Below are 26,765 nucleotides of genomic sequence, written 5' to 3' on the forward strand. Positions count from 1 at the left end.
GTCTAAATGATCAAACAGCTTTATCATTTCCAGTCACTCTATCGTTTGTTATACTAACCATTAAGACAGCCATTAACTTTAACGAGGAGAAAGCAACATGACATTAACAAATAATTACCATATCGCTGTGCCAACAGCTTTTCACAAAAATGAAGAGTTGAACATCGAGGAAACACTTGAGCACATTCAGCATTTAAATAAACTTGGAATACATTCTGTGCTAGTTTGTGGTTCCACAGGTGAACAGCATTCATTAAGTTTAAACGAAAAACTTGAACTGATTGATCATTTGTCGCTTTTAAAAGTTGACTCTGATTTTGAATTGATTTTTGGCGTATCTAGTATTAGACAAGTTGAGGCGCAACAGCTGGCAAAAAAAATAAACAAGATACCTCAAATATCAGCTATTTTGATTGGCTATTCTCCGTATGTATTACCGACCCAGAAAGAAGCATTGCACTACACAAATGCAATAATTGAAGCAGCTAACAAACAAGCGATTATCTATAATAATCCCTTAAGAACTGGCTTTGATTTATCTATAGAATCATACAAAGATTTAATTAATCATAATCTAGTGTCAGGGATAAAAGAGGCTGGGGATCCGAGAAAAGTTTTAGAATTAAACAAAGCAACTGATACACCACTTCATTATTTTGCTGGTGGGGAAAAAAGTTGGAACAAAAAATCGAGTTTGGGTACAATGGCTTATCTTCAATTGCTGGAAATCTATATCCAAATGAAGTTAAGCAATGGTTTGATTCATTACTAGCAAACGAAACCAATCAGGATTATCATTCTTTAAAAGGGAAAATTGCCAAAATATTCGAAAATTCGCTACTTCCCTTTATAAAAAATGAAATTTCTAAAACTGAGAACATCAATTTTGGCATATGCAGGACACCTCTTGGAAATTAATTTTTACTAGAAAATCAGCAATTTTGATAATTTACGAGTTGTAATAATATTTTATATACTCATAAATTTGACGTGTTTATTGAATAATATTTTTTTTAAAAAATTTTGTCAAAATAAACAAATTCAAATTAAAACGAAGATATATTCATTACTCCCGATCATTCAAATTATTTATACGCTACTGTTATTTGTTTTATTTAAGTCTTTTGTTTTATGAAATTTGAAAAACCACTTAAATTTATGTTCTATCTGTTTAAAATAAAAACTAGAAAAATCCTAGTACTATAAAAACAGTTTTATCATAAATTAAGTGGTTTTTCTCTCTGAATTACTTTAAGTTTTCATTCTCCTGTGCTATTTCATCTGGAGAATAAACTTTCATTAATCTTTTTATTTCATTTTCAATATTGTAAATGAGCGATTTAGAACTTCCTAAATTTTTTAAAGCTAAAGTTAAGTAATTAAAAAAATCTTTTTCTGACAATTTTCTCACCTCCAAATAAGTTAACTTATTTTAGATAATATGATCGACAATATATATTTTTATATTCCCATCCCATTAAATCTTACATAATCTGAATCATATCCCCATCTTAGACTAGCTTCAGTCGCAGTCATCAAATCATTGTCATGCAAATCATATTTCTTTTCTGATATATTAATCTCCTCTTATACACTATATAGCTTATAAATAATGATAGACCTTATAGTCTATAAAATCCACTAAGTGTTTATTTAGAGTGTACCCTAAATAGACAAAAACAACTTCCCAATCTTTAAGGAAGTTGTCATTTTTATATTTAATTGGCACAGTTTTTTCTAATTATTTGTCATATTCATAGCAACAATAGCCACCAAAGTAACTAATTTTGGAGATAGATTGAGATATATTAAAAAAGATATCATGAAAATTAGTTGCTTTTGCCACTTAGCGCTGAAAATTTATGCCATTTATCTAGAAAAGTGACACCTGAGTTAGTAATTTATTTTTTGTTTTTTTTCATAAAGCACATTTTTCTCTATGAATTCACTTAAAGAACGTATTTCAATCAAATTTTACACTTCTTTTAAGAATTGTTGTGCTAATTATAACACGATACTTTGAATCCAATGATTTAATCTAAATCTACAAATGTTAGAAATATCATAATAAAGTCTTTATGATTGACTTTTACTAATTCAAATAACTCGATATTCAACATTTCAACATAATATTTTTTGTTGAATCAAAAACAGATACTTAATTTAATTTCATGTAAATCCTCAGTCTTCCATTTTTCTATCATATAAGTTATACTGTAAATAAATAAGGAGCTATGCACTAACATAGCTCCTTTGTAGCCCGTTTAAGACGGTGGCTCAGATTATATAAGTTTTGTAAACCTGTCATCTCTCGCCAAAGATTATGACGGGTTTACTTTTTGTTGTTTTTGCTTATTGTCACCATTAAGGCAACTAAAGCAATGACAAATGATCCAAACTGAACCATTAATCCGATTGCTTCAGCAACAGACAAAAAACGCTACTCCCTTCTACGAAGTAGGAAAATGCACATAAGCATCACCCCCTGAGTAGCCACCGTCATAAACTTACTACGAAAATAGTACAGCATACTTCTTTTAGTAATAAACATTCTAATTATAAACTGTAATTGATTTTTCTTTTCCTGTGATAGGAAATATTTCTTTGGTACATTGTCTTCGAGAATGTCCGATAATAAAGACACGTTCTCTATTTTGTGCGACATAATTTTTGCTGTTAAACAATTGCCATTCCATGTCGTACCCCAATTCATCCAAGGTTCGTATAATTGTCTCGAACGTAGCTCCTCTTTCATGGTTGAGCAATCCTTTAACATTTTCAAGGAATAGATAGCGTGTTCTGAGAATAGATGCGAACCTTGCAATTTCAAAGAAGAGAGTTCCCCGAGTATCTTCAAAGCCTTTCCGTTTTCCTGCAATCGAGAAAGCCTGACGCGGAAATCCTCCACAGGTAACATCAACACTTCCAATTGATCGAATAAACCATATGATACTGTTGTGATGTCATCCATTTCCACCTCTCCTTCAGTGTTATGAATTGCCTTATAACTCTCTCTCGCCTTCGCATCGATTTCGCAAAACCCGACACATTTATGAGCTGCTTTCTCTAACCCCAAGCGAAATCCACCTACACCTGCAAATAAATCTAAAAAGGGCTCTATACTTTTTGATGTTGGTGAAATTCACCAACATCTTTTTAACCAAATAAAAAGAACAGAAAGAAGTTTTTCTTCTTTCTGCCCAAATTATTCTAAGATTTCTCTTTACCAACATCATTTGACAAAGAGCCTCTCTTTTAAACTATTTTTTATTTATGAGACAAGCGCTGGTTCATAAATTTTTGAAGAAGTTTCAAAAATGGCTTCTATAGTAGTTAAATCATATACATCCGCATATTTCGCAACCACTTTCCCACATTTTTCTAATATTTCTTCATGATCACTTTCTTGGTATTTTTCCACACATAACACGATACAATTTTCTAATTTATTAATGACTTCACCTACTACTACATGCTTTAAACCGATTGGCTTACACGCATATTTTTGTCCCAAAATGATTTCTTCGTTATTCATATCTCATCCACCTTTAATCGTTCTAACATTTTATAAAATGATAATAGCATTAAAATTAGATTATGAAAACCAAAAACCATTATAATTTTAGAAAAAAATCAAAAGAACGACTTTTTCGAGCGTTCTTTTGATTTCACTTATTAAAGTTATTGAATTTTTTTAAGAAATAACATCTAAAGGCACGATATCAATAAGCATTTCTACGTATTTCTCAAGATATTCTTGATCAATATGATCGTATCCTCCTGTTACACCACAATCAATATCTAGAACGCCAATCAGATGTCCTTCTTTGATCATGGGCACAACGATTTCAGATTGAGCTGCAGAATCACAAGAAATATAGTTTTCATGTTTCTTGACGTCATCAACGATCAATGTAGTTTTTGTTTGTGCTGACTCACCACAAACCCCTTTTCCCATTGTGATCCTAGTACAAGAAACACGACCTTGAAATGGTCCTAAAATCAATTCTTCGCCATTATATAGGTAATAACCTGCAAAAACTGTTTCTGGTAATGTCTCGTTCAACAAAGCAGAAGAATTCGCTAAATTTGCTAGCCAATGATCTTCTACCTCTAATAACCCTTTTTGCTGTAATAATAAAATTTGATAGGCATCTTCTTTTTGCTTTTCTGTCCACAACATCTCAACCACTCCTTCTATGAAAAAATTATAGCTTAGAAATGATTTGCTGACTAGTCATTGAGAAAAAACTGACCTTACTAGACAGAAAGACGGGAAAAGAACGTCCTTCAAATATAAAATACTTTCATTATTAATTTTTAGCACGGACTCATTAGAAAATTATTCTGCTTGCTGGATCTCTTGTTCCAAGTTTGCATAATCAATCGTCGTTCCAATAAACGTTGGGTCATCGCTGGGAAAATGTTGAACAAGTGTTTCGATTTTACTGATTTCGACAGTGCCTTTTGTCAGCTCAAAATCAATGACATGCCCTCCGAATTGTTTAGCTTCATCGATATAGTGCAAATGAAATCCAGCAGCTGCTACTCCTTGAAACAGTTCTGGCGTATAAAATCCAACTAACGTTCCTTGACTATTTGTTTCATGAAATTCAGGTTGAGACTCTGATATTTTTGCTAATCTTCGGTAAGGCTTTTCTTGTTTTGGCATAATACGTGTGTGGACTGTTTTAAACAGCCCAGTAATTTTTATCGCTAAGAATAAGTTGTTTCCTGCTTGACTGGCTAAAATTGATTGTTTTAATTCTTCGCCTTTTGTTTGATTTTCGACTTCAAACCGTTCATCTGTAATGAATGGGGTGATTGCTGCATAAGGAGTGGTTTCTTTTCCTGTCAGCTTAACAACTACTCCATCTGAACGCCCTTGATAAGCTTCGCCATCCAAGAAGATTACTTCCCCATCTAACCCATGTAGCGTTCCCAGACCTAAAGTCCCGTGTTTGAGTATCTGTTCAATCGTCTCAGTACCATCCATTAGTCCTGCCATCAATGCTCCTAGTGTTCCATGTTGAAAAAGTATTCTTTCACTCATCTTAGCATCTCCTTAATAGAATTGATCAGGTAAAATCGTTTCACCAAGTTTTTCATTGTCACGGTAGTCGATTGGAATATCGATGATAACTGGACCTTGCGTTTTAAATCCTTCTTCTATTGCTTGTTCCAACTCAGCGACAGAGGTCACACGAAGCCCCTTAGCACCAAAAGCTTCTGCATATTTTACAAAATCAACTGGGCCAAAATCTACACCGGAAGCTCGTTGGTATTTCATGATCTCTTGAAATTCCACCATATTGTAACGACCATCGTTCCAAATCAAATGAATGATCTTCAAATTTTTACGAACAGCTGTTTCTAGATCTTGAGCAGAAAATAAGAAACCACCATCACCAGATACCGAAATGATTTGTGTCTTAGGACGTACTAATGCAGCAGAGATTGCCCATGGTAAGGCAACGCCTAGTGTCTGCATCCCATTGCTAAATAATAGATGTCTTGCTTCATAACTTCTAAAATGACGTGCCATCCAAATGTAGTGACTACCTACATCTACAGTAACAGTCATCTCATCTGTCACTTTATTTTGGAGTGTATTAATGACTTCTAGAGGATGCAAAATTCCTTCGCGGTCTTTTGTTGGCACAATATCACGCTCAGTTAATTTATTTTGCAAAAAGGCTAAGTATTCTTTCGCATCACGTGATACTTGATGCGGTGTTAAAGAATCCGTCAACAGATCCAATGTTTCAGAGATATCCCCGATTAATTCTCTTTCTGGTTGCATGTAAGAATCAATCTCAGCTGGTGTTTCATCAATAACGATTACTCGAGCATCTTTTTCAGCATTCCAGTTTCTTGCTTCATATTCGATTGGATCATACCCAATCGCAATCACTAGATCACTTCGTTTCAATAACATATCTCCTGGTTGATTTCTAAACAAACCGACTCTGCCAAAAAAATAGTTTTCTAATTTTCTAGAAATCACACCAGCGGCTTGGAAAGTTTCCACCACCGGCAAGCCTGTTTTTTCTACTAATCTACGGATCGCTGCTGTTTCTTTTTTACTTGAACCTCGCATCCCAATTAATAAAACAGGTAATTTCGCTTCTTGAATACGTTCCGCTAAATAATCGATATCGCCAGCGGAAGCAGAACCTAATTGTGGATCTTTTAGAGGTTTGATGACTTCATTTTTTACAGTCGCATCTACCACATCTTGTGGGATACTAATAAAGCTTGCTCCTTTTTTCGAACTTTTAGCCATTCGATAAGCATTGGCAATCACTTCTGAAATTGTTTCTGGATCTTGAATTTCTGCACTATATTTAGTGATTGGCTGAAATAAAGCAGCATTGTCCATGCTTTGATGAGTTAATTTAAGTAGATCGCTTCGTTTGACTTGTCCTGCAATTGCAAGAACCGGATCACCTTCAGCCGTAGCGGTCACTAGCCCAGTTGCTAAATTACTAGCTCCAGGACCACTAGTAGCAATGACGACGCCTGGCTCGCCTGTGATCCGTCCAATTGCTTGAGCCATAAAAGCGGCATTTTGTTCATGTCTCGTAACGATTAATTCTGGTCCTTGATCTTCTAACTCATTAAACACCCCATCGATTTTTGCTCCTGGAATCCCAAAAACATATTCGACTTGGTGATTTGCTAAACTTTCTACTACAGCTCTAGAACCTTGTTTCATTTCATCATCCATTACAATATTACTCCCTTTTCATTAAACATTCTCTCAAAAAACGCTTTTTTATTAGTACAGTTTTACAAACTGTTTCACAAAAAGAGTGTAACACAAATTTTTTCATTTGTGTAGTAATATGAAAAATAAGCTGTAGTTTCAGAAAAATTCATGAAACTACAGCTTATTTGATTAGCGATACGATTTTCCCCAAATAGCTAACCCAAGCAATCTCTCATCGATTTGCGCAACTTCAGGCAGTAGCCCCCATAAACAATAACCATTTTTTTCAAATAAACGTTGACTCGCTTGATTACTATCGAAGATAAAGGCTAGCACGGTCTCAATACCTAAGCCAGGGAGCTGTTTTTCTACAAAGTCCATAGTATACTGCCCAATGCCTCTATGTTGATAGGTCTCATCAATATAAATACTGATTTCTACCGTTTGATCATATGCTGGTCGTCCATAAAAATCACTCAAACTGATCCAGCCAATGATTACTCCTGCTTCTTGCATGATCCATAGCGGACGTTTCTTAGGATCATGGGCTTCAAACCAAGCCAATTTATCCTCGATAGTTACGGGCGTTACATCGGCAGTTGATTGTTTCGTTAAAATCGATTGATTGTAAATCTCCACGATGCGAGGTAAATCTTCTTTAGCTGCTATAGAATAATGGATCATATAGTACACACCTTTTTTTGTTTAAAAACTATTATACCAGTTCAAATTTTTAAGACAAGAATCTACTGATAGGATCACTAATCAAAACAAACACGTTTTTTAGCAAATAATAGTTTTTACTTATTTTTATTACGCTTGTATTGATGAATGATTTTTAACGCTCTTTTTTTCGTTTTGATATTGGGGCTCTTTAGCCGACGATAAGCGCTCGCTAAGTCTTGTTTTTCCATTGCTTTCTCCCTTTTTCAAGTCTATTTTTATCAAATAAACCGTTCACGAACTCAAATAGTAATGATTACGATTTATACAAACAATATAACTTCCCCCAAAAAATTTGTCAATAAAAAATAAAATGAAATAACGATTATTTTATAATGTAAACAGCAAACAAAGATGGTATTATAAAGTAACAAAAAATTATCAAGGTGAGAAAATGAATAACACTCAATTAACGCTATATATATCCCTGGTCAAATTCCTCGGACAAGCTTTAGGGGAAAACTATGAAGTGGTTCTTCATCATCTGGAAGAAGGTCATTTTCATATCGCTGCCATTGAAAACAATCATATAAGTGGACGAGATATCCATTCTCCTGTTACTGGTTTCGCTTTAGAAATGGTGCGCTCAAAGAAATATCTTAAACAAGATTATTTAGTCAACTATGATGCACAAACAATCAACGGGAAAAAATTAAGAGGTGCCACTTTTTTTATACGCAATGATCAGCAGAAGATAGTCGGATTACTTTGCATTAATCAAGATATCAGCAAATATCAGTCACTCTCAAAGGAGATACTCGCATTAGCTGGCTTATCAACAGAAAAACAACCACTTGCAGTGTTTGATACAAATCACCTCCCCGAATCCGTTGAGATCTTGGAAGAAACCATTGAAGGGATTATCTACTCTATCGTCCCCTCCGATCTCTTGGACAAACAAACTCCTTTAAATAAAGAGTTGAAAATTAAAATCATTCGCCAATTAAATGAAAAAGGAATCTTCCAAATCAAAGGCGCTGTTTCACAAGTGGCTAAGATTCTCAACATATCAGATCCCAGCGTTTATCGTTACCTGAAGATTGCTGAAGGAGAAAAGTAAAGAGATTGCGAAAGCATCGGTTACCTCCAATGACAATAAGCAAGCATTTTTTTAACAGCTTCTCAGACATGATGGGCTTTGAAACTAAAGACGGCACTCCTCTTCACTAAGGAGTGCCGTCTTATTTCTTGGTTGTTTCACTTTTGAAACAGGCGAAAGCTATAGTAAAAACGATCTAATCAGCGAGTTGGTATCAACTCATTACCTAGATATCATTTGATCACTAATTGAACACATAACTTTTCCCATTGTCTATTACTCTTCTTCATTTTTTTTATTCAATGGTGCCAAAAACGCTTGTTTATCAAATGTTCCTTCCCACTTATCTACCATAATCGCAGAAACCATTGAGCCTGCGACGTTCAACATGGTACGTCCCATATCAACAATCGGATCGATACCAAATATCGCTCCAATACTTGTGATCGTGTGTCCAAACCCTAAGCCATTAAGAGTAACTGTCGCAGCAACGGTCGCCGTACCAGGTACACCAGCAATTCCGATGGATCCTACCGTAACGACAACGACCACCAAGAAATAAAAGGATAGATCCATTTCTGCGCCAACAGCTGATCCCATTAAAACACCAAGCATAGCAGGGAATACACCAGCACATCCATTCAAACCAATCGAAGTTCCTAAAGTAGCAACAAAATTTGCCGTTTCTTGAGACACACCTAGATCTTCTTCCAGATTTTTCAAAGTATAAGGTAAAGTTCCTACACTTGAACGGGAAGAAAAAGCAAACAATAGTGTCGTAAATGCTTTTTTGTAAAAAACAATTGGATTCACACCCATGAATAGTAATAAAATGACATAAACGATCAACATCAAAAGAACACCAGTATATAGAGCTGCAATAAATCCGATCATTCCCATAATTGCTTGAATCCCTCTAGAAATAATTGTATTACTTACTAAGGCAACAACCCCATACGGCATCAACTTGATCACGTTAGTTAAAACGGAAATGACGGTTACTTTTAATGAGTCCAACAACGTAACAAAAGGTGCCACTTGATCCGGTTTTTTGACTTGTAAGAAGCGAATAGCTCCAGCAAACATAGCCGCTATGATCACAACCGATACAATACTCCCATTATCCCCCATCACGCTAACTATATTGTTAGGTATCAGTTTCAAGAAAAATTCTGGGAAACTTTGCGAAGCAATATTACTAATACTTTCTGCTTTGTCTGCTGCCAAGTCTCCAGCAAACTCTGCACCGTTAAGCCGATAGAGTTTGACAACCGCAATCCCCAATGCCGCAGAGATAGCTGTAGTCCCTAGTAATGTTGCAAAAGTTTTTCCCGTCAAATATTTTAACCGTTCTCCTTTGACATCAATCACTACTTTGATAATCGATAAGAACACGACAGGAATAGCTAGCAACTGGATCATCTTCAAGAATCCTGAACCAACTAAGGCATACCAGGCATTGATTTCCGTTCGAGCAAATTCGGTATAAATTTCGCTATCGGAACCAATCAAATCAATGACAACCCCTAAAAGCAAACCAAGAATAAGAGCATAAATCATTCGTTTTGAGAAATTAATCCGTTTGTCTTTGAGGTACTTCATTACCCCGAGGGATAGAATCAGCAAAGCGATTCCTCCCGCAGTATAATAATTACTTACTTTCAGAAATTGAGTAAAAAAAGGTGCATCGATCAATTTATTCATCCCCTTTATTTTGCAGTATTTGCTACAACATTTAGTGCTTCCCACGTAGAAGAAAAAGGTGGTGCATAAGCAAAATCAACAAATCCTAATTCTTCAGTCGTCATTTGAGCGTGTATCGCAACAGCTAAGCCAGTCGCACGAAGAACTGTTTCATTTTTCCCGAATAGTTGGGCACCATACAACACTTTTGTTTGTCGGTCATAAACCAGTTTGATCATGATTTTTTCTTGAGTTCCATAATAATTCGAGTGATTCATTGTCTCAATACAAGTCGTTTTGATATCTAATCCTTTTTCTCTTGCCATTTTTTCAGTGATACCAGTCGCTGCTGCCTCGTACTCTCCTACTTTGATCGCACTACTGCCTAATGTCCCTGAATATTCCTGCATCTGTACACCGCTAAGATTGACCCCAACGATCCGTCCCATTTTATTCGCTGTAGTCGCTAAAGGAAGGTAAATATCCCCTAAGATTCGATGGGGAATCGAAGCACAGTCACCTGCCGCAAATACATCTTTTTGAGACGTTCTCCCGTATGTATCGATTTTAATTGCACCATTTCCTAACAATTCCAATTGATCATTCAAAAAGCTGGTATTAGGAACAAATCCAGCAGCAACGATCACCGCATCCGCCTGATAACTTCCTCTATTCGTTTTGACAGCTACCACTTGTTCATGATTTTTTTCGATCTCTAGAACAGACTCCTCCAAGGAAACCCTTACATTTTCTTCTTCAATGGCTTCTTTAATTTTAGTAGAAAATTCCGGATCAAATGAACGATTCATCAAGTGAGGAGCCATCTCGATCAAATGAATATTTTTTCCTGCTTTCGTTAACTGATCAGCTACTTCAATGCCAATAAATCCACCACCCAGGATGACAATATTTTGATAATTTGATAATTCTTGCTGTAATCGTTTGACTTCATTAAGTTTCGTAATCGTATACACATCACTAGAATCAATACCAGCAATGTTAGGAACAAACGGCTTTGCACCGACAGCCAGCATCAGACGATCATAAGTTTCATGACTTACTTCATTTGTACTTAAATTTTTTACAGCTAACGTTTTAGTGGCAAATTCGATTGATTCTACTCGATGGCGCAACAATAATTTAATTCCTAAACGTTCGATTTGTTCAGGCGTTCGAGCAAACATCTCTTGTTCATCATTAAATTCTTCACCTAAATAATAAGGAAGCCCACAAGCGCCGAAAGAGATATAATCCTCTTGTTCAATCACGATGATTTCTGCATCTGGATTGACTCTCTTTGCTTTGGCCGCTGCGCTCATTCCTGCAGCAATTCCACCAATGATTATTATTTTCATTCTTTCTTCCTCTTTTCTTATGCTTTAGATAAAACCCATTCGATTTCTATCAAAGCATCTTTTGGTAAGGCAACGACTTGAAAAGCTGATCGTGCTGAGAAACGTTCACCAAAGTGTTCTGCGTACACTTGATTAAATGCTTCAAAATGATTCATATCAGTTAGAAAACAAGTCGTTTTAACCACTTGATTCATGGTCAAGTCTAGCTCCTCCAACACTTGTGATATATTGATCATGATTTGGTTCGTTTGTGCTTTAATCTCTTCAGAAACGATTTCACCAGTGGTTGGATCGATTGGTAACTGTCCAGAAACAAAGATCAAGTCTCCCGCCACGCGGTATTTTTCATACGGTAATTTGTTGCTACTCATTCTTTTCCTCCTTTAATAATTTTTTATCATAGAATACAATTACACTAAAAAATTATCATATATTTTTAAGGCAGTCAACCACTTTCAGAGTTTTTAAAAACCGCAAAAATTCTTTTATTTAAAATAAAATTATAAAAACTAATGTTATTTAAAATCTAACGCAAGCAATTAATTTCATTGATAATTTTTTATCAAGAAAGCGTTGACATAACGGAAATGAATGTGTTATTTTTGAGATACATGAAGTAGGTTTGGAGGAAACCCATATGAATATCAATACAAAAATTCTACACGATTACCCAGTCATCGACCCAGTTACAGGCGCATCATCGATACCTAAATATCAAACTTCCACGTTTCATCAAAAAAATGTCTTCACTCACACAGGTTTTAGTTACACTCGTTTTGGTAACCCTACTGTCGAAGCGGCGGAAAAATGTATTGCTTCATTAGAAAACGCGCAGTTCGGTTTAGCCTTTTCATCAGGAATGGCTGCTATTAACGCTGTCCTGTTCCTTTTATCCAAAGGAGATCATTTAGTACTAGGTAAAAATATTTATGGTGGAACCTTCCAAAGCATCCATCTTTTCTTAGCTCGTTTCGGGATCGATTGCACTTTTGTTGATGAAACGGATATTGATTCTTGGCAAAAAGCGATTAAAAAAGAAACAAAAATGTTTTACATTGAAACTCCTTCCAATCCATTATTAACAATCACTGATATAAAGAAAGTGACTGAATTGGCTAACGAGTATCAGATTTTAACAGTTGCAGATAATACATTTATGACACCCATTTCACAACATCCTTTAGATTTAGGTGTTGATATCGTGATACATAGTGCAACAAAGTTTATCAATGGACATAGTGACGTTGTTGCAGGTTTGGTCGCTACAAATAACGAGGAGCTGTATCAGCAATTAAAGGAACATCAAAAAGCACTGGGCGGGATTTTAGGTCCTGAAGATGCTTGGCTACTATTGCGCGGCGTTAAAACGCTGGGGTTAAGAATGGAAAAATCAGTTCGAAACGCTAGTGAATTAGCTAACTTTCTCGTCAATCATCCGAAAGTAACAAACGTTTATTATCCTGGTCTTGAACAGCATGCTGGACATTCGATCCATCAAAAACAATGCGAAGACTGTGGTGCTATTTTGTCATTTGAAGTAGATTCAGTTAAGCAAATTGAAACCTTATTCACACACTGTCGTGTACCAATCGTAGCTGTCAGTCTCGGAGGTGTGGAATCCATCCTTTCTTATCCTTGGGCGATGTCTCATGCCAGTATGCCTGAAAAGGATCGATTAGCGATGGGTGTCACTGAAACTTTAGTTCGGCTTTCATGCGGGATCGAAGATGTAGAAGATTTGATCGCTGATCTTGATGAAGCGTTAAATGCTATGTAGTTTCACTCACTATCTGATATTCATGGTGAGTTCTATCATCGAAATAAGCCGGATAATCCCCAAATAGTTCCTCCTATTTGGGATTATCCGGCTTATTTCTTAGAGTTAGACACTTCCGACATGCCTTCTTTTTCATCAAAATTTTTTATTTCATCATTGGTAAAAATTTCAGAACTGCTGTATTTGGGCTATAAAAGTTCTCTTAACCAACTGTTGGCTAACATGGACTTATATCTTATTGTTCTAATAAATACCGATCGTAATTCTCGATTTTCTTATGTAATCGTGTTAAACACTCTTGCATCTCATCGATCTTTTGAATCAAATGCTGTCTTTCTGTCATCAATAATTGCTTCCTAGCAGCAATTGTCTGGTCTCCTTGCTTACACAATTTATTGTATTCGATCAACGACTCAATGGATAAACCAGCATTTCTCATACAAATTGTAAAATCTACCCAGTTGAGGTCTTCTTCTGTATAATCACGAATTCCGCCTTTCGTGCGATGTACAGGTGGAATGAGACCAATTTTCTCATAATAACGTAATGTATCGGGCGAGATCCCTTTCGCTTCGCTCACTTGTTTGATGTTCATAGTTGATATCCCCTTTTTTCTGCTCCATCTCGTTCATAATTGACTAACCTAACATTTATCTGCTTGGCCAAAACCAATAAACGAATGAAGTTTTATGCATAATCATCGTCGCTTTTGAAACAACACACAAAAAATGATCTAGTCTTTCGGCTTTCACTATAAGGGATTTTTCTCAAAAAAGCTAGCAGACCTAAAAAATTCGAGAAGTAACGAACCATACAGCTCCTGTTACTCCTACGAATTTTCTCTTATCATTCACTCGTACATCAAGATGTGGATTTTATTCTTTATACACGAAATGCTTGATTCTTTGCTAAATAAAAAGGGCGTAAGTATGCAACCGTATTGGAAAGCGGTAAAATGTCTTTACTTAAATCAATATTTAGCACTTCTTTCAAATACGTTTGACGAATCATCATACGTTGCCATAATTCTGGATACTTTTCTTTGATTTTTGCTTGCAGTGCCTCATCAGCTAATACCACACATTCTTCCGCACTAACACCTGTATAACCCGGAACTGAAGGAATGATATCTAGTTGAAAAATCATCCCACTTTCAAGTATTTCTTGCGACTCTTGATAAATAGGTGAAGCTAACCACTCTTCATCTGCTGTCAAGTGACCAGGATTTAAATGCCAATGGAACTGCTTTTTCGGCAAAACAGTCTCAACTAGTTGATAAACTTCTTCGCCTCTCATCCCCACTTTGATTGTTTCTAACCAATGAACAATTGCTTGAAAATAAGGTTTAGCCACTTTTTCTAAATAATCCGCTTGCTCTGATGGAAGTTGTTTTTCATGTTCGATGACAAACCCGGTTCTGCTAGATAAACCACCTTTAAACCCAGTAGTTAAAGACAACGCATCCCCAAGTTTAATTGTTTTATCGGTTGGGTAAAGATTAGCATATTCGAAACGTTGCCCTGTCGCAGCAATTGTCACTACCGTGTTCGGTTGTCCTTTTCCATTTAACAATGCTCCAATTTCAGACTCTTTTACACCTACTTCAATCTTGTTTAGTGCTTGTAACATGCAACTAGAAGCTAGATTGGCACCAAATTCATAATGAGCGATCTCATTGGCATTATTTGTTCTCCGTATTCCTTTTTCCCCAATCAACAGCGAACTAGCATTTAGTAGTTCAGTCGTTTCACCTTTTGCTTTTTCGATTGCTTCAATAATAAAGTGAGGAACATCGAATAGCTTGGTCGCTTCTTTCTTCCGTGTAGTAAACATTTTCCAACCAACTACCCCGATTTTTTTCTTTTCAACGAACCCTAACGAGGTAAATAATTGTTCTAAAGGTTGTTCGTGATCCATTGGTTGATTCGGCAATGAAAAAAGTGGATAATGAACCAATTCTGATTGGATTCGTGCATGTTTACATAGTTTCAGATTTTCATTTCCCAAAATCAAGGTACTTTTTCCACTATTTTCCATAACAAATAATCCTTCTTCAAACCGTGGAATAAATCCTGTAAAATATTCAAAATTGCTACCATGCTCACGATCTGCATAAATGATTAGTGTGTCAATCGCTTCTTCTCTCATCCTTTGTATCATTCGTTTTTTTCTCATCTCAATCGTTTCATCTGTTAAGAAAACCGGTGAGACATCTGCAAATGTTTTCGGCTCAGTCAACACATCTAAAATTATATTTTTCTTTTCCATACTTACTCCTTTATTGATCTAATATAAGACATTCCACCTGATTATTTATCAAAGCTTGTTGCAACTGCTTGCTGGGAGGTTGATCTGTTACTAGAAAATCAATCTCTTTTAAATCACAAACCTTAAAAAAACCGGTTTTATCCATTTTTGTATGATCTGCTAAAGCAACCACCGTTTTTGCCTGTTTGACCATTTGGCGTTTAACAAGTCCTTCTTCTTCCGTATGGATGAATATCCCCTCAGACGATAAAGCAAAAACACCTAAAAATGTATAGTCTACACTGTATTGTTTTAATTTCTCAATAGTATCTGCGCCATGTAAAAAAAGTTGTGTTTTGTGCAATTTTCCCGGCAATAGCGTAATCGTAGTTGCTGACCTTTTTGCCAACAGCATCGCATGAGTCAAAGAATTAGTGATAGCTGTCAAAGGTTTCATCCCTATTTGATTGATCACACTTTCTACAGTAGTGGAGGAATCGAAAATAACCGATGAATTGTCTTTAATGATAGCTGCAGCGGTTTTTCCTAACTGAAGTTTCACTCCATTTAATTTAGTTGAACGTTGCTCATAATCAAAAATAGTTGCTTCTCTTTCTAATAAAATCGCTCCGCCGTGTGTTCTGCGAACTATATTTTTTTCTTCTAACTTCATTAAATCACGTCTGATCGTGTCTTTAGATACTTCCAGCTGTTCTGCTAAGTCATCAATCGCAGCATTTTGTTTTTCTTTCATGATTTTGATTATTTTTTTCAAACGAATTTCCCTCAGCATGAAACCGCCTCCCTTAAGTCACTTTACTACAGTTTGCAACTTTTTGCAATATTTTGCAATATATCGCATTTTGTCGCAAAAAAATTGCCAAATGTAATCAAATGATTTGTGCTATAATAAGCAGACAGCGATGATTCCGTTACTGATATGGAAAAATCTTATATAGGAAAGTAGATGAATCTATGAAAATCGTTCCTCCAAAAATTTCTCCCACATTACCACTTAAGCCCTTTTCTACAATCTATTCCGAAGAGGAACCAATGCTTGAAATGTGCAAAGTAGTCAATGACGAAGCAATCGAAGCATTTTTCGATCGTCCACGTTTTTACAATATGGAATTTGATCACTGTCAATTTACAAATAGCGATTTTAGTCAGGTCGAGTTCGTAGATGTTCGCTTTACAAATTGTGATCTTTCCAACGTCAATATGACAAAAGCCTCTATCCACCGAGTAGAATTTATCAATTGCAAACTACTTGGGACAACCTTTCAAGAATCAACGATTAAAAACGTTACTTTTAAAGATTGTCTAATCAATCTAGCTGCTTTTGGCTATGCTAAAATGGAGAATAATCAATTTTGCCATTGTTCATTGGAAAACGCCGATCTTTATCATTGTCACTTCAAAGGAATCATTTTTGACAATTGTGAATTGAACGAAGCGAATTTTCAGCAAACCTCTTTAAAAGGCGTTGATTTAAGCTCCTCTAATTTTGAAACATTAGGCATTACGATCAATGAATTAAAAGGTTGCCAGGTCTCAACCTACCAGGCCTTAAAATTCTCTACATTGTTAGGCCTAATTATAAAAGAGTAAGTGAATAACCTAGGTTTAATTCCCTAGAAGTAATACGATGAACACCATAAAAAGGTCATGAAAGATACAGCTAGCTCTGCTCTGCTTTGCTCGGAGCTATTTGCTTCTTTCATAACCTTTTTTAATTATCTTTCTCGGATCTAATACTTATTAAACAGACTTCACTGTTTCATCTTTATGTTTACGAGCGGTAATCACGTAAGCGATAACCAACACCAATTTCAGTAATGATATATTCAGGCTTCAACGTATTTGTTTCAATTTTTTTGCGGATATTTGACATATTGACTCGCAAAATTTGGGAATCTTCGCTGTATGGTCCCCATACTTGGGTCATTAAGGTTTGATAAGTGACTACTTTACCAATCTGCTCAAATAAACATTTAAGTAATCGATATTCATTTTTTGTTAAATGGATTTCTTGGTCATTTTTATAAACCAACTGCTTATCAAAATCGATTTTCAATGCATTATTTACTACGATCAACGTCTGTTCTTCTTTGGTTTTCTTATGGCGTAAAGCTGTTCTTATACGAGCTAGAAGTTCGTTAGTCCCGAAAGGTTTGGTGACGTAATCATCTGCTCCTATATCAAGGGCGGCTACTTTTTCATTTTCGTCCTTTCGTGCAGAGATCACCACGATCGGAAGATCCATCCGTTTCCTCAATATTTTCAAGAGATCCATTCCATCAATATCAGGTAAACCTAGATCAAGTAAAATGACATCAAATGTTTCTGCCTGTAAAGCAGTTAAAGCTTCCATCCCATTTGCTGCTACCGTTAATCTATATTGTTCTCGCTCAAAAACCACTTCCATGAAGTCGGTAATATTGGGATCATCTTCAATCAATAAGATCATCTTATTCATAAAAAACTCCTTACTTTAAATAGATTCGGACAATCGTTTCCCCATTATCGGCAATCATCTCCATTTGTCCGTTATGAGCACGAATGATCGTGTTGACAATACTTAAACCAATTCCCAATCCGTTTTTAGAATCAACAGGCACCTCATTTGGTTGAGTCAGATTATTTTGGATTTTTTGAAATTGTTCGATAGGAATCTCACCCTTATTTCTAATCTCAATCCTCGTTTCTTCTCCATTTTGGCTCACAGTCAATCGTACAGGTTGCTGTTTTTCACCGTGTCTCAAAGCATTCTCAATCAAATTGAACAAAGCTTGTTCAATTAAAATAGGATCTGCTTGGATGAATAGCATGTTTTCTGGTAATACGACATCTAATTGGCTATCTGGATACACTTTTTTCAAATGACTATACACAGCTTCGATAATTTCTTCAATCGGTTCCGCTGATTTATTCACTTTCATTGTATTCATGTTGATCCGTGTAATCGATAATAAATTTTCCACCATCCGAATCAACCATTGGGACTCATCTTGAATATCTTGCAATAATTTTTGTTGGGTTTCTTTCGACACACTTTTTTCATTGTTTAACGTCTCCGCAATCCCTGAAATTGCCGTTAATGGTGTCCGCAAATCATGCGAGACCGCTCGGAGCAAATTACTGCGGACTCTTTCTCGCTCATTCTCAAGTTCGATTTGCTCTTTCTCATTTTTCAATTGATTTTGTTCCAGAATCGTTGCCAGTTGTGTAATGAGCAACTTTAAATAGTTTAGTTGATCGTTTTGTAGGTCGTGGGAATGACTTCGTTCCATTCCTAAAACAGCTACGACTTTTCCATTAGTAAGGATCGGCAAATAGAATCCTTTTGCTCCTCCGAGGGTATCGGTTCCATTTCCTGCTTCCTGTTGATTTTTTGCTGTCCAAACAGCTACTGCAATTTCTTCACTGATATTAAGTCTTGATTTTTTCCGATCGACACGATGCACACTTTTCACTTGTCCTTCAGAATCAAAGAGAACCACTTCCCGATCTAACAAACGTGAAAGATACGTCGCAGTAATATCAAAAATTTGTTGTTGATCTTGTGCCAACACATATTGTTTATTCAATTCATAAAGAATTTCCATTTGATGCTCTTTTTCCATAGAATAAACTGCTTGTTTTTTTAACCGCACCATTAAGTTACTAATCATCAGAGCAACTAAAAACATGATCAAAAGAGTGAACGGATAGCCTTGTTTATAGACTGTCAATGAATAAAGCGGCTCAACAAAAAACCAATTGAACGATAGTACACTAAGGATTGATGCTAAAGCGCTCCAAAAATAACCGGAAGTCATCCGAGCGACTAATAAGACGAAAAAGAGATAGATCAACATCAGATTTTGATCACCGACGTTCAAATACTGCATCAACTCAGTAATTAAAGTGGCACAAAAAACAGCACCTAATGCATACCCTAGATCTTTCCCGCCGCCTTCAATGATTTTTCTTGTATGAAATAAAAAGGACGGTCTAATTTCTTGAAATGGGATCAAATGGATCTCTGTATCATTCAATCGCTTCAGTAATCGGTTTTCAAACGATTCTAAAAATAATCGTTCATACCATGGTTGTCGTAGATTCTTTCCCATGATAATATCTGTGATACCAGTCATCTTAGCGTATTCAACGATCGTTTCAAAGCTTCCTTCTTCTTCCATACTGATCACTTCTCCACCAAGTTTATCGGCAAGTGGTAAGTTTGTCGGCGTGTCTTCATGTGAACGAACTTGAATCACGACCCATTGCGCACCTAAGCCTTGCGCTAATCTTGCAGTCCAACGTATACACTTTTCTGCCATTTTAGGAAAATCGTCATTAACAATAGTCAACAACTTGCTTTGAATTCGATTGGTTTGACTACTAACTTGATTGATATGATCGGAAGCTCTTTGGATCGCTAAACCTCTCAGATGGTTCAACTTTTGTGGGGTAAAAAAATTTTTTAAGGCTCGTTTTGCATTTTCGTTGGTATAAATCTTTCCTTCTTCTAACCGTAAGATCAATTCTTCCGGCTCAACATCGATCACTTTCAAAGATGCTTGTTGAAAGAAAGTGTCTGGTACGGTTTCTTTTACTTCCACACCTGTTACATTAACAACAACATCATTCAAACTTTCGATATGTTGCACATTAATCGTTGTAAAAACGTTGATTCCAGCATTCAGTAACTCTGCCACGTCTTGGTAACGTTTCTTATTTCTTGAACCATGCGCATTGGTGTGTGCTAATTCATCGATCAAAACTACTTCGGGCTTTCGCTTGATCAAGCGATCAATATCAGGTTCAAATAAAGTGATTGATTTGTAATTGATTTCTTTGGGTGGGATCTGAGGCATACCTTCGAGTAGTTGATTCGTTTCTGGTCGATCATGAGGCTCAATATAGCCAATCACGACATCTTTACCTAAGGCAAATAATTCTCTAGCTTCTAAGAGCATCGCATACGTTTTGCCGACACCAGCCGCAAAACCAAAGAATACTCTTAGTTTACCTTTCTTCCCTTGCTGTCTTTGCATAAAATCTTCTGATACACTCGATAACGACATCCTTTCCCCCTCCAACTTATCCTTTATGTAAGTCTGAGCCATTTTCCGATTGGCTAAAACCAATCAAGAAAATGGCTAGAACCGATTATGAATCAGACATCTGATCTAACGAAAGATTCAATTGTAATACATTAACGTATTTGCGATCTGAAAACCAATCCTTATGGCTGTTTTTTTCTATTATAGCATAGATATCCGCTTCTTTAAGACCTCGCTCTTGAGCGATTTTTGACACTTGAAAATTGGCTGCTTCCACACTGATATCCGGGTCTACACCACTTGCCGAAGCAGTCACTAGATCCACCGGAACTTCTTTTTGCGCTGGGTTTTCTTGAAGTTGTTTTTTCGTTCTCTGTTCCACACGTGAAGCCTGTTCCTTGGATACCGGTGACAGTTGGCTAACTTTTTCATTCCGTCCAGAAAAATAGCGAGTTGATTCAAAAGGTTGCCCAATCAACTTCGAACCTATGACTTTCCCATCATTGGTAACTTGGCTACCATTAGCTTGTTCATTGAAAAATAGTTGACCGACCCCGGTAACTAGTAATGTATAACCCCCTCCAAAAACAAGTAAACTTAACAATAAAAAACGAATACTTCCCATAACTGTTTTTCGCATCACTTTTCTCCTTTACAAAATCACGAATGATAAAATGACATCAATCAGTTTGATAAAAATAAATGGTGCAATGACCCCTCCTAATCCGTAGACAAGTAGATTATGTCTTAGGATTTGACTAGCTGGTTTTTCCTGGTAAGCAACACCTTTCAGCGCTAACGGGATCAATGCCACAATCACCACCGCGTTATAAATGACCGCAGATAAAATAGCTGTTAAAGGCGTACTAAGTCCCATGATGTTCAATTGATCTAGTTGTGGATAGATGCTATAGAACAAGACTGGGATCACCGCAAAATATTTAGCAACATCATTGGCAATACTAAAGGTCGTTAACGCTCCACGAGTCATCAATAGTTGTTTGCCGATTTGAACTACTTGCAGGAGCTTCGTAGGGCTTGAATCTAAGTCGATCATGTTCCCTGCTTCTTTGGCAGCCTGGGTTCCTGTATTCATTGCCATCGCTACATCAGCTTGTGCTAATGCCGGAGCATCATTCGTTCCATCACCCGTCATTGCTACAAGGTGACCTTTTTCTTGGTACTCACGGATTAATTCCATTTTGTTTTCTGGTGTTGCTTCTGCCAAAAAGTCATCAACGCCCGCTTCTGCTGCAATCGCTGCCGCCGTCATGGGATTATCCCCTGTGATCATGATCGTTTTGATCCCCATTTTCCGCATATCCGCAAATTTTTCTTTCACACCATTTTTTACAATGTCTTTGAGATAAACGACACCTAAAACTTGGTAATTTTTGACAACTACTAATGGGGTTCCCCCTGCACGTGCGATTTGAGCCACTAATTGATCGCATTCTTCAGGATAGGTATGTCCATTTGCTTCCACGTATTTTTTCATAGTGTCAGCCGCGCCTTTACGAATTTCGTCCCCGCGATAATCGATCCCGCTCATTCTTGTTTTGGCACTAAAATCAATAAATTTCACCTCAGATTGCTGAAATTCACGTTCCCGTAGATTGAATCGTTCTTTGGCTAAAATCACAATGCTTCTGCCTTCTGCTGTTTCATCTGCCAAAGAGGAAAGTTGGGCAGCATCCGCCAGTTCTCGTTCACTCACTTGATGAACTGGTAAAAATTCACTTGCACGTCGATTGCCCAGCGTAATCGTTCCTGTTTTATCCAATAATAAGACATCGACGTCTCCTGCCGCTTCGATTGCTCGACCACTCATGGCAATGACATTTTCTTTTGTCAATCGACTCATACCAGCAATACCGATCGAAGAGATCAACGCACCAATTGTCGTGGGTGCTAAACAAATCAATAACGCAATCACAATGATTAAAGAAAGCGGGCCACCTTTTCCTGCTAGCAGACTACTAAAGTGAGTAAACGGGATCAGCGTAATCGAAACTGTTAAGAAAATGATCGTCAAAGTGATCAAAAAGATTTGCAGCCCGATTTCATTGGGTGTTTTTTTTCGTTGGGTGCCTTCCACCATCGCAATCATTTTATCTAAAAATGATTGCCCGTTTTCGGAAGTGACCCGTATCACTAAATAATCAGAGACGACTGTCGTTCCTCCTGTCACAGCGCTTCGATCCCCTCCGGATTCCCGAATGACTGGTGCTGATTCTCCAGTAATGGCACTTTCATCGACGGAGGCAGCCCCTTCAATAACGTCCCCGTCTGCTGGGATTTGTTCACCTGCCTGGACATAAACCAGATCGCCTTTTTTCAAATCAGAAGAACGGATCTCAATAAAGTTTTTTTCTTGCACATCTTCTAAACGGGTGATCTTATAGGTCATTACTTCTTTCTTCGCTTGCTTCAAACTATCCGCTTGTGCCTTCCCACGACCTTCAGCAACGGCTTCAGCAAAATTGGCAAATAATAGAGTCAACCATAAGAAAACCGTAATCGCAAGACTAAACCATAACGGTACATCCATCGGGTAAAAACACAAAATGGTTGTCAAAATCGCACCTAAATAGACAACAAACATGACTGGGTTTCTTAATTGCTGTCGTGGGTCCAACTTCTTGAACGATTGACCCACAGCCCATAAATAGATTTTTTTCATTTTTCTCACTCACTTTACTGTAAAATACTCAGCAATTGGTCCTAAGGCTAATGCTGGTAAGAAACTCAAGGCGCCGATCACTAAAATGACAATAATCAACATCGTAACAAACGTTGGACTGACGGTTGATAATGTCCCTGGACTCAACGCTGCTTTTTTCTTATTCCCCATGTTTTCTGCTAGGAATAAAATCGCAACGATCGGTAGATATCTGGAAAGCAGCATCAAGAAACTGCCTAAATAGTTAATAAACGGCGTATCTGCTAATAGACCGCCAAATGAACTCCCATTATTATTCGCTAAGGAAGTTGCACCATATAATAATTCACTAAATCCATGAGGTCCTTCATTAGTTAACCAAGTGAAGACTTCACTGTGGCTGATCAAGGCCATAGCTCCAAAAAGGGTCAACATTAAAGGAGTCAAAATAACTAAACTAGCCATCTTGATGTCAAACGCTTCAATTTTTTTCCCTAAATATTCGGGCGTACGACCAACTAATAAACCAGCAATAAAAACGGCTAACAAAAGAAAAGCAAGCATGCCGTATAATCCACTACCAATCCCACCAAAAATAATCTCTCCTAATTGCATCAAAAAGAGTGGGATCGCTCCACCTAATGGCGTAAAACTATCTAGCATCGCATTGACCGAACCATTAGAAGCAGCAGTCGTGCTGACAGCCCATAAACTTGACCATCCTACACCGAAACGAACTTCTTTTCCTTCTATGTTGGCCGAACCTAACACTTGAATAAAGTTTGGTCCATAATATTCACTAACTGTTACCCCGATAAACGCTAATAGAACAAAAGTGGTTGCAACGATCAAGATCGTCCGCCCTTGTTTCCATTCTTTTACCCAAAAACCTAGTGTAAAAATCAATGCAGCAGGAATAAGCAAAATGGCAATATTTTCCAAAAAATTCGCTAAAATCGTTGGATTCTCAAAAGGATAAGCTGAATTTGCTCCAAAAAAACCACCACCGTTCGTTCCTAACTGCTTGATAGCTACTTGGCTTGCTACTGGTCCTAGATACAACCACAAATCTTTTCCTTCTAATCCTTGATAAGCTAGCCCTGATTGAAACGTTTGGATCGTTCCTTGAGAGATCAATAAGATGGCTAAAACGATGGAAAGCGGCAATAAGATATAGACTAGACCTCTGGTTAAATCTTGCCAAAAATTCCCTAGTCGTTTATTTTTCACTTGAGTCAAACCTCTTAATAAGGCAATCAAAACTGCTAAACCAACACCTGCAGATACAAAATTTTGAACTGTTAAGCCAAACATTTGCGAAAAATTCGATAAGGTAGTTTCCCCAGCATAGGCTTGCCAATTAGTATTCGTTACAAAGCTAACTGCCGTATTGAGGGCTAATGGGAAAGAAAGATTTTTAACTGTATTCCCTCCCGGCAACCATTCTTGTGTCATTAACAGACCAATCAGTAAAATGAGCGAAAAAAGGCTTAATGACAATACACTAAAAATGTAGCGTTTCGCCGTCATTTCTTTCTGACTTACTGGTCCGATTATTTTATAAAATAGTTTTTCAACGGGTTGCAAAAATCGTACGCCTTTAGGTATGTTATTTTGCATGATTTGTTTAATATACCACCCAAGAGGTAACGCTAGAATTAGTAACACAAATAAAAAAAACAATCCTTGATAAATGATACTACTCATAACTCTTCCCCCTTAAATAAAAACCAGAAAAGATAAATCATTAATAAAGCACTAATCAAACCAAATATAATCATCATTTTTCCTCTCTCCTTTATGATTTGATCATACAAAAAAAGATATAAAGATAGTGTGAAACTTTAAATCGTTTCTTTACACTATCTTTATATCTCTTGATTATTTATTCTTGTCTATTTTTCTCCATTATAAAAATAGAAGAAGCGTTTCAAAAAATGTTCATTCAGTAAAGTTGCCCGCTATGTTTATACCCTCCGAACAAATGGTATTCATAGCCTTTTTTATAACGCTACTGGTGTTGCAGTTTCTTGCAGCACTTGGTTGAGTTGTTGGATTTTTTTACTTCCTTCTTCGTTCATCCACGTCATTGCCGCTTCTTTTCCGTGTTTGACAAAAGTTTCTACCCCAGCACTCCACGTTGCCCGACCACAAAGAACCCCATTGAAGGTCGATCCTGCTGCCTTGGCAAAACGTAGTGTTTCATAAAATAATTCTGCTTCGACACCGGCACTTAAAAAGATATAAGGCAAATGGGTAGCAGCAGCTTGTTCTTGGAAAAATTTCGCTGCTTCTTCTTTCGTATGTACGAAATCCGTTTGACCATATCCTTCTACATAGTGCATGTTGACAGGAACTTCCACTTTCAAGACATCGACATTGAATCGCTCTTCAGAAAATTTCTCCATCATTTTTATGACTTTGCCAGGTTTTTTCATCGCATATTCTTTTGATTGACTATCAGAAATGTTTTGATCATATGAAACTAATTCTAAAAAGAATGGTAAAGTTTCTGCCTGACATTCTGAGCCAATCCGTTCAATAAATACCTGTTTTCGCTCATTGATTTCGTCACTTTCATCAACATCATAATAAAGTAAGAATTTACAAGCATCTGCACCTGCTTCTTTTAGATTCTTAACTGAACAAGTAGGTAAAAGATCAGGAAGTCTTCCAGGAACGGTACTATCATACCCCGTTTTTTCATAGGCAAGAAGTAAGCCAGCTTCTTGCGCTTTCGCTTTCGCTGCAGGCAAGCCATACTCTGGGTCTAACAAAATCGCTGACGCATCTTTTGTTAGTTGCGAAGACACGATCATCTTAAATTCTTCCAGCTCTTTAGCACTTGCTTCTTCTCCTTTTGCTTTGGTAAGCATTTTACGTAATGCACCTCGTTGATCAATTGCTAAAGCAGCAAAGATTTGTTCTTTATTCCAGAGTTTTTTTAAATGTTTCATTTTTCCATCCATTGCTTCTATGTCACGCTCCTTTTTAGTCTTCGTATTCGCCCATTTCCCATTTTTTAAGAAATTTTGCAAAAAATTCCGGCTTCTCTTGCGAAGCATTTGTGCTTTCACACTGGTTGATTTTTTCGATCAACTGTTTGTTTTTATCTGTTTCTTGATATTCTGCCTGAATAAAGGCTTCGATGACATCACAAATCAAAAATTCTCCTGTGATTCTGGCACCAAAACCAATGACGTTCGCATTTAGTTGCTCTTTTGCATAGATGGCACTGGTCATGTCACGAACCAACGCACCTCTTACTCCAGGTACTTTATTGACTGCATTGGTAATCCCGACACCTGTTCCACATAAACATACGCCTAAATCAACTTCTTTTTTAACTACTGCTTCTCCAATTTTTTTCCCATATATCGGGTAATGTGTGCGGGTAAAATCATAGGTCCCTACATCCAATACTTCATGCCCTTTTGATTTCAAAAAATCCGCAACTGCTATTTTTGTATCTGTTACGATGTGGTCACATCCAATTGCTATTCTCATTATCTGCTC

At 36.8% G+C, this 26,765-nt stretch carries 24 protein-coding genes and 2 pseudogenes; 4 read left to right on the plus strand and 22 right to left on the minus strand.

All coding sequences use genetic code 11. The annotated features are described in order from the left end of the window. The first annotated feature begins 97 nt into the window (after positions 1 to 97). Positions 98 to 772 (plus strand): dihydrodipicolinate synthase family protein, encoded by a 675-nt coding sequence (locus tag AB3H90_RS05690; protein WP_368016343.1) that lies wholly within the window; start codon positions 98 to 100, stop codon positions 770 to 772. 474 nt (positions 773 to 1,246) lie between these two features. Here AB3H90_RS05690 and AB3H90_RS05695 read toward each other — a convergent pair whose 3' ends face one another. From AB3H90_RS05695 to AB3H90_RS05735, 9 genes and pseudogenes are all read right to left on the minus strand, one after another. Next, positions 1,247 to 1,402 (minus strand): hypothetical protein, encoded by a 156-nt coding sequence (locus AB3H90_RS05695; RefSeq protein WP_207413696.1) that lies wholly within the window; start codon positions 1,400 to 1,402, stop codon positions 1,247 to 1,249. Between the two features lie 930 nt (positions 1,403 to 2,332). Then, positions 2,333 to 2,471, minus strand: a pseudogene (locus tag AB3H90_RS05700) (putative holin-like toxin). Between the two features lie 105 nt (positions 2,472 to 2,576). Continuing rightward, positions 2,577 to 3,121 (minus strand): annotated as a pseudogene (locus AB3H90_RS05705) (DNA cytosine methyltransferase); the annotation flags it as partial. Positions 3,122 to 3,271: 150 nt separating this feature from the next. Continuing rightward, positions 3,272 to 3,535 carry a hypothetical protein gene (locus AB3H90_RS05710; RefSeq protein WP_010737894.1) on the minus strand — a complete coding sequence of 88 codons (264 nt, stop codon included), beginning with the start codon at positions 3,533 to 3,535 and terminating at the stop codon, positions 3,272 to 3,274. A 159-nt stretch (positions 3,536 to 3,694) separates the two neighbouring features. Next, positions 3,695 to 4,180 (minus strand): GAF domain-containing protein, encoded by a 486-nt coding sequence (locus tag AB3H90_RS05715; RefSeq protein WP_368016466.1) that lies wholly within the window; start codon positions 4,178 to 4,180, stop codon positions 3,695 to 3,697. 162 nt (positions 4,181 to 4,342) lie between these two features. Next, positions 4,343 to 5,053, minus strand: a complete 711-nt coding sequence (budA, locus tag AB3H90_RS05720) for an acetolactate decarboxylase (RefSeq protein WP_010718430.1) — start codon at positions 5,051 to 5,053, stop codon at positions 4,343 to 4,345. 12 nt (positions 5,054 to 5,065) lie between these two features. Beyond that, the gene (gene alsS, locus AB3H90_RS05725) at positions 5,066 to 6,730 is read right to left on the minus strand and encodes an acetolactate synthase AlsS (protein ID WP_034700787.1); all 1,665 of its coding nucleotides are present in this window, start codon (positions 6,728 to 6,730) and stop codon (positions 5,066 to 5,068) included. Between the two features lie 171 nt (positions 6,731 to 6,901). Next, the gene (locus AB3H90_RS05730) at positions 6,902 to 7,396 is read right to left on the minus strand and encodes an N-acetyltransferase family protein (protein WP_368016344.1); all 495 of its coding nucleotides are present in this window, start codon (positions 7,394 to 7,396) and stop codon (positions 6,902 to 6,904) included. Between the two features lie 116 nt (positions 7,397 to 7,512). Further along, positions 7,513 to 7,626 carry a putative metal homeostasis protein gene (locus AB3H90_RS05735; protein ID WP_010718433.1) on the minus strand — a complete coding sequence of 38 codons (114 nt, stop codon included), beginning with the start codon at positions 7,624 to 7,626 and terminating at the stop codon, positions 7,513 to 7,515. 203 nt (positions 7,627 to 7,829) lie between these two features. On the opposite strand from AB3H90_RS05735, the gene AB3H90_RS05740 reads away from it, so the two are divergent. Then, on the plus strand, positions 7,830 to 8,495 hold the full coding sequence (locus AB3H90_RS05740; RefSeq protein ID WP_010737898.1) for a transcriptional regulator: 666 nt from the start codon (positions 7,830 to 7,832) through the stop codon (positions 8,493 to 8,495). Between the two features lie 255 nt (positions 8,496 to 8,750). Here AB3H90_RS05740 and AB3H90_RS05745 read toward each other — a convergent pair whose 3' ends face one another. Genes AB3H90_RS05745 through AB3H90_RS05755 form a run of 3 tightly spaced genes read right to left on the minus strand, consistent with a single transcriptional unit; the run spans position 8,751 to position 11,883 of the window. Further along, positions 8,751 to 10,169, minus strand: a complete 1,419-nt coding sequence (locus AB3H90_RS05745; RefSeq protein ID WP_368016345.1) for a cation:dicarboxylase symporter family transporter — start codon at positions 10,167 to 10,169, stop codon at positions 8,751 to 8,753. Positions 10,170 to 10,183: 14 nt separating this feature from the next. Then, positions 10,184 to 11,512 (minus strand): CoA-disulfide reductase, encoded by a 1,329-nt coding sequence (locus tag AB3H90_RS05750; RefSeq protein ID WP_010737900.1) that lies wholly within the window; start codon positions 11,510 to 11,512, stop codon positions 10,184 to 10,186. 17 nt (positions 11,513 to 11,529) lie between these two features. Then, positions 11,530 to 11,883: a Rid family detoxifying hydrolase gene (locus AB3H90_RS05755; protein WP_368016347.1), complete on the minus strand. Its 354-nt coding sequence runs from the start codon at positions 11,881 to 11,883 to the stop codon at positions 11,530 to 11,532. 266 nt (positions 11,884 to 12,149) lie between these two features. On the opposite strand from AB3H90_RS05755, the gene AB3H90_RS05760 reads away from it, so the two are divergent. Further along, positions 12,150 to 13,289 carry a PLP-dependent aspartate aminotransferase family protein gene (locus AB3H90_RS05760; RefSeq protein WP_368016348.1) on the plus strand — a complete coding sequence of 380 codons (1,140 nt, stop codon included), beginning with the start codon at positions 12,150 to 12,152 and terminating at the stop codon, positions 13,287 to 13,289. Positions 13,290 to 13,524: 235 nt separating this feature from the next. Here AB3H90_RS05760 and AB3H90_RS05765 read toward each other — a convergent pair whose 3' ends face one another. From AB3H90_RS05765 to AB3H90_RS05775, 3 genes are all read right to left on the minus strand, one after another. Further along, positions 13,525 to 13,884, minus strand: coding sequence for a MerR family transcriptional regulator (locus AB3H90_RS05765; protein ID WP_010718439.1), 360 nt, complete (start codon positions 13,882 to 13,884; stop codon positions 13,525 to 13,527). 287 nt (positions 13,885 to 14,171) lie between these two features. Next, the gene (locus tag AB3H90_RS05770) at positions 14,172 to 15,557 is read right to left on the minus strand and encodes a M24 family metallopeptidase (protein ID WP_368016350.1); all 1,386 of its coding nucleotides are present in this window, start codon (positions 15,555 to 15,557) and stop codon (positions 14,172 to 14,174) included. Between the two features lie 10 nt (positions 15,558 to 15,567). Further along, the gene (locus AB3H90_RS05775) at positions 15,568 to 16,329 is read right to left on the minus strand and encodes a DeoR/GlpR family DNA-binding transcription regulator (RefSeq protein ID WP_034700802.1); all 762 of its coding nucleotides are present in this window, start codon (positions 16,327 to 16,329) and stop codon (positions 15,568 to 15,570) included. 260 nt (positions 16,330 to 16,589) lie between these two features. Here AB3H90_RS05775 and AB3H90_RS05780 point away from each other — a divergent pair, with 260 nt between their 5' ends. Beyond that, positions 16,590 to 17,147 carry a pentapeptide repeat-containing protein gene (locus AB3H90_RS05780; RefSeq protein ID WP_228012171.1) on the plus strand — a complete coding sequence of 186 codons (558 nt, stop codon included), beginning with the start codon at positions 16,590 to 16,592 and terminating at the stop codon, positions 17,145 to 17,147. Between the two features lie 181 nt (positions 17,148 to 17,328). Here the strand turns inward: AB3H90_RS05780 and AB3H90_RS05785 are convergent, their stop codons facing one another. From AB3H90_RS05785 to lacB, 7 genes are all read right to left on the minus strand, one after another. Then, on the minus strand, positions 17,329 to 18,015 hold the full coding sequence (locus AB3H90_RS05785; RefSeq protein WP_368016352.1) for a response regulator transcription factor: 687 nt from the start codon (positions 18,013 to 18,015) through the stop codon (positions 17,329 to 17,331). Positions 18,016 to 18,025: 10 nt separating this feature from the next. Beyond that, positions 18,026 to 20,608 (minus strand): DUF4118 domain-containing protein, encoded by a 2,583-nt coding sequence (locus AB3H90_RS05790; RefSeq protein WP_368016354.1) that lies wholly within the window; start codon positions 20,606 to 20,608, stop codon positions 18,026 to 18,028. An 85-nt stretch (positions 20,609 to 20,693) separates the two neighbouring features. Continuing rightward, on the minus strand, positions 20,694 to 21,227 hold the full coding sequence (locus AB3H90_RS05795) for a potassium-transporting ATPase subunit C (RefSeq protein ID WP_034700806.1): 534 nt from the start codon (positions 21,225 to 21,227) through the stop codon (positions 20,694 to 20,696). A 12-nt stretch (positions 21,228 to 21,239) separates the two neighbouring features. Beyond that, on the minus strand, positions 21,240 to 23,270 hold the full coding sequence (kdpB, locus tag AB3H90_RS05800; protein WP_034700808.1) for a potassium-transporting ATPase subunit KdpB: 2,031 nt from the start codon (positions 23,268 to 23,270) through the stop codon (positions 21,240 to 21,242). Positions 23,271 to 23,279: 9 nt separating this feature from the next. Then, complete coding sequence (gene kdpA, locus AB3H90_RS05805) at positions 23,280 to 24,956, minus strand: potassium-transporting ATPase subunit KdpA (RefSeq protein WP_368016355.1); 1,677 nt, start codon at positions 24,954 to 24,956, stop codon at positions 23,280 to 23,282. A 296-nt stretch (positions 24,957 to 25,252) separates the two neighbouring features. Beyond that, positions 25,253 to 26,206 carry a tagatose-bisphosphate aldolase gene (gene lacD, locus AB3H90_RS05810; RefSeq protein WP_368016357.1) on the minus strand — a complete coding sequence of 318 codons (954 nt, stop codon included), beginning with the start codon at positions 26,204 to 26,206 and terminating at the stop codon, positions 25,253 to 25,255. Between the two features lie 34 nt (positions 26,207 to 26,240). Further along, positions 26,241 to 26,756, minus strand: coding sequence for a galactose-6-phosphate isomerase subunit LacB (gene lacB, locus AB3H90_RS05815; protein ID WP_010718449.1), 516 nt, complete (start codon positions 26,754 to 26,756; stop codon positions 26,241 to 26,243). Between the last annotated feature and the right edge of the window lie 9 nt (positions 26,757 to 26,765).

The organism is Enterococcus sp. C63 (genome assembly GCF_040887215.1).
Taxonomy (GTDB): Bacteria; Bacillota; Bacilli; order Lactobacillales; family Enterococcaceae; genus Enterococcus_B; species Enterococcus_B hirae.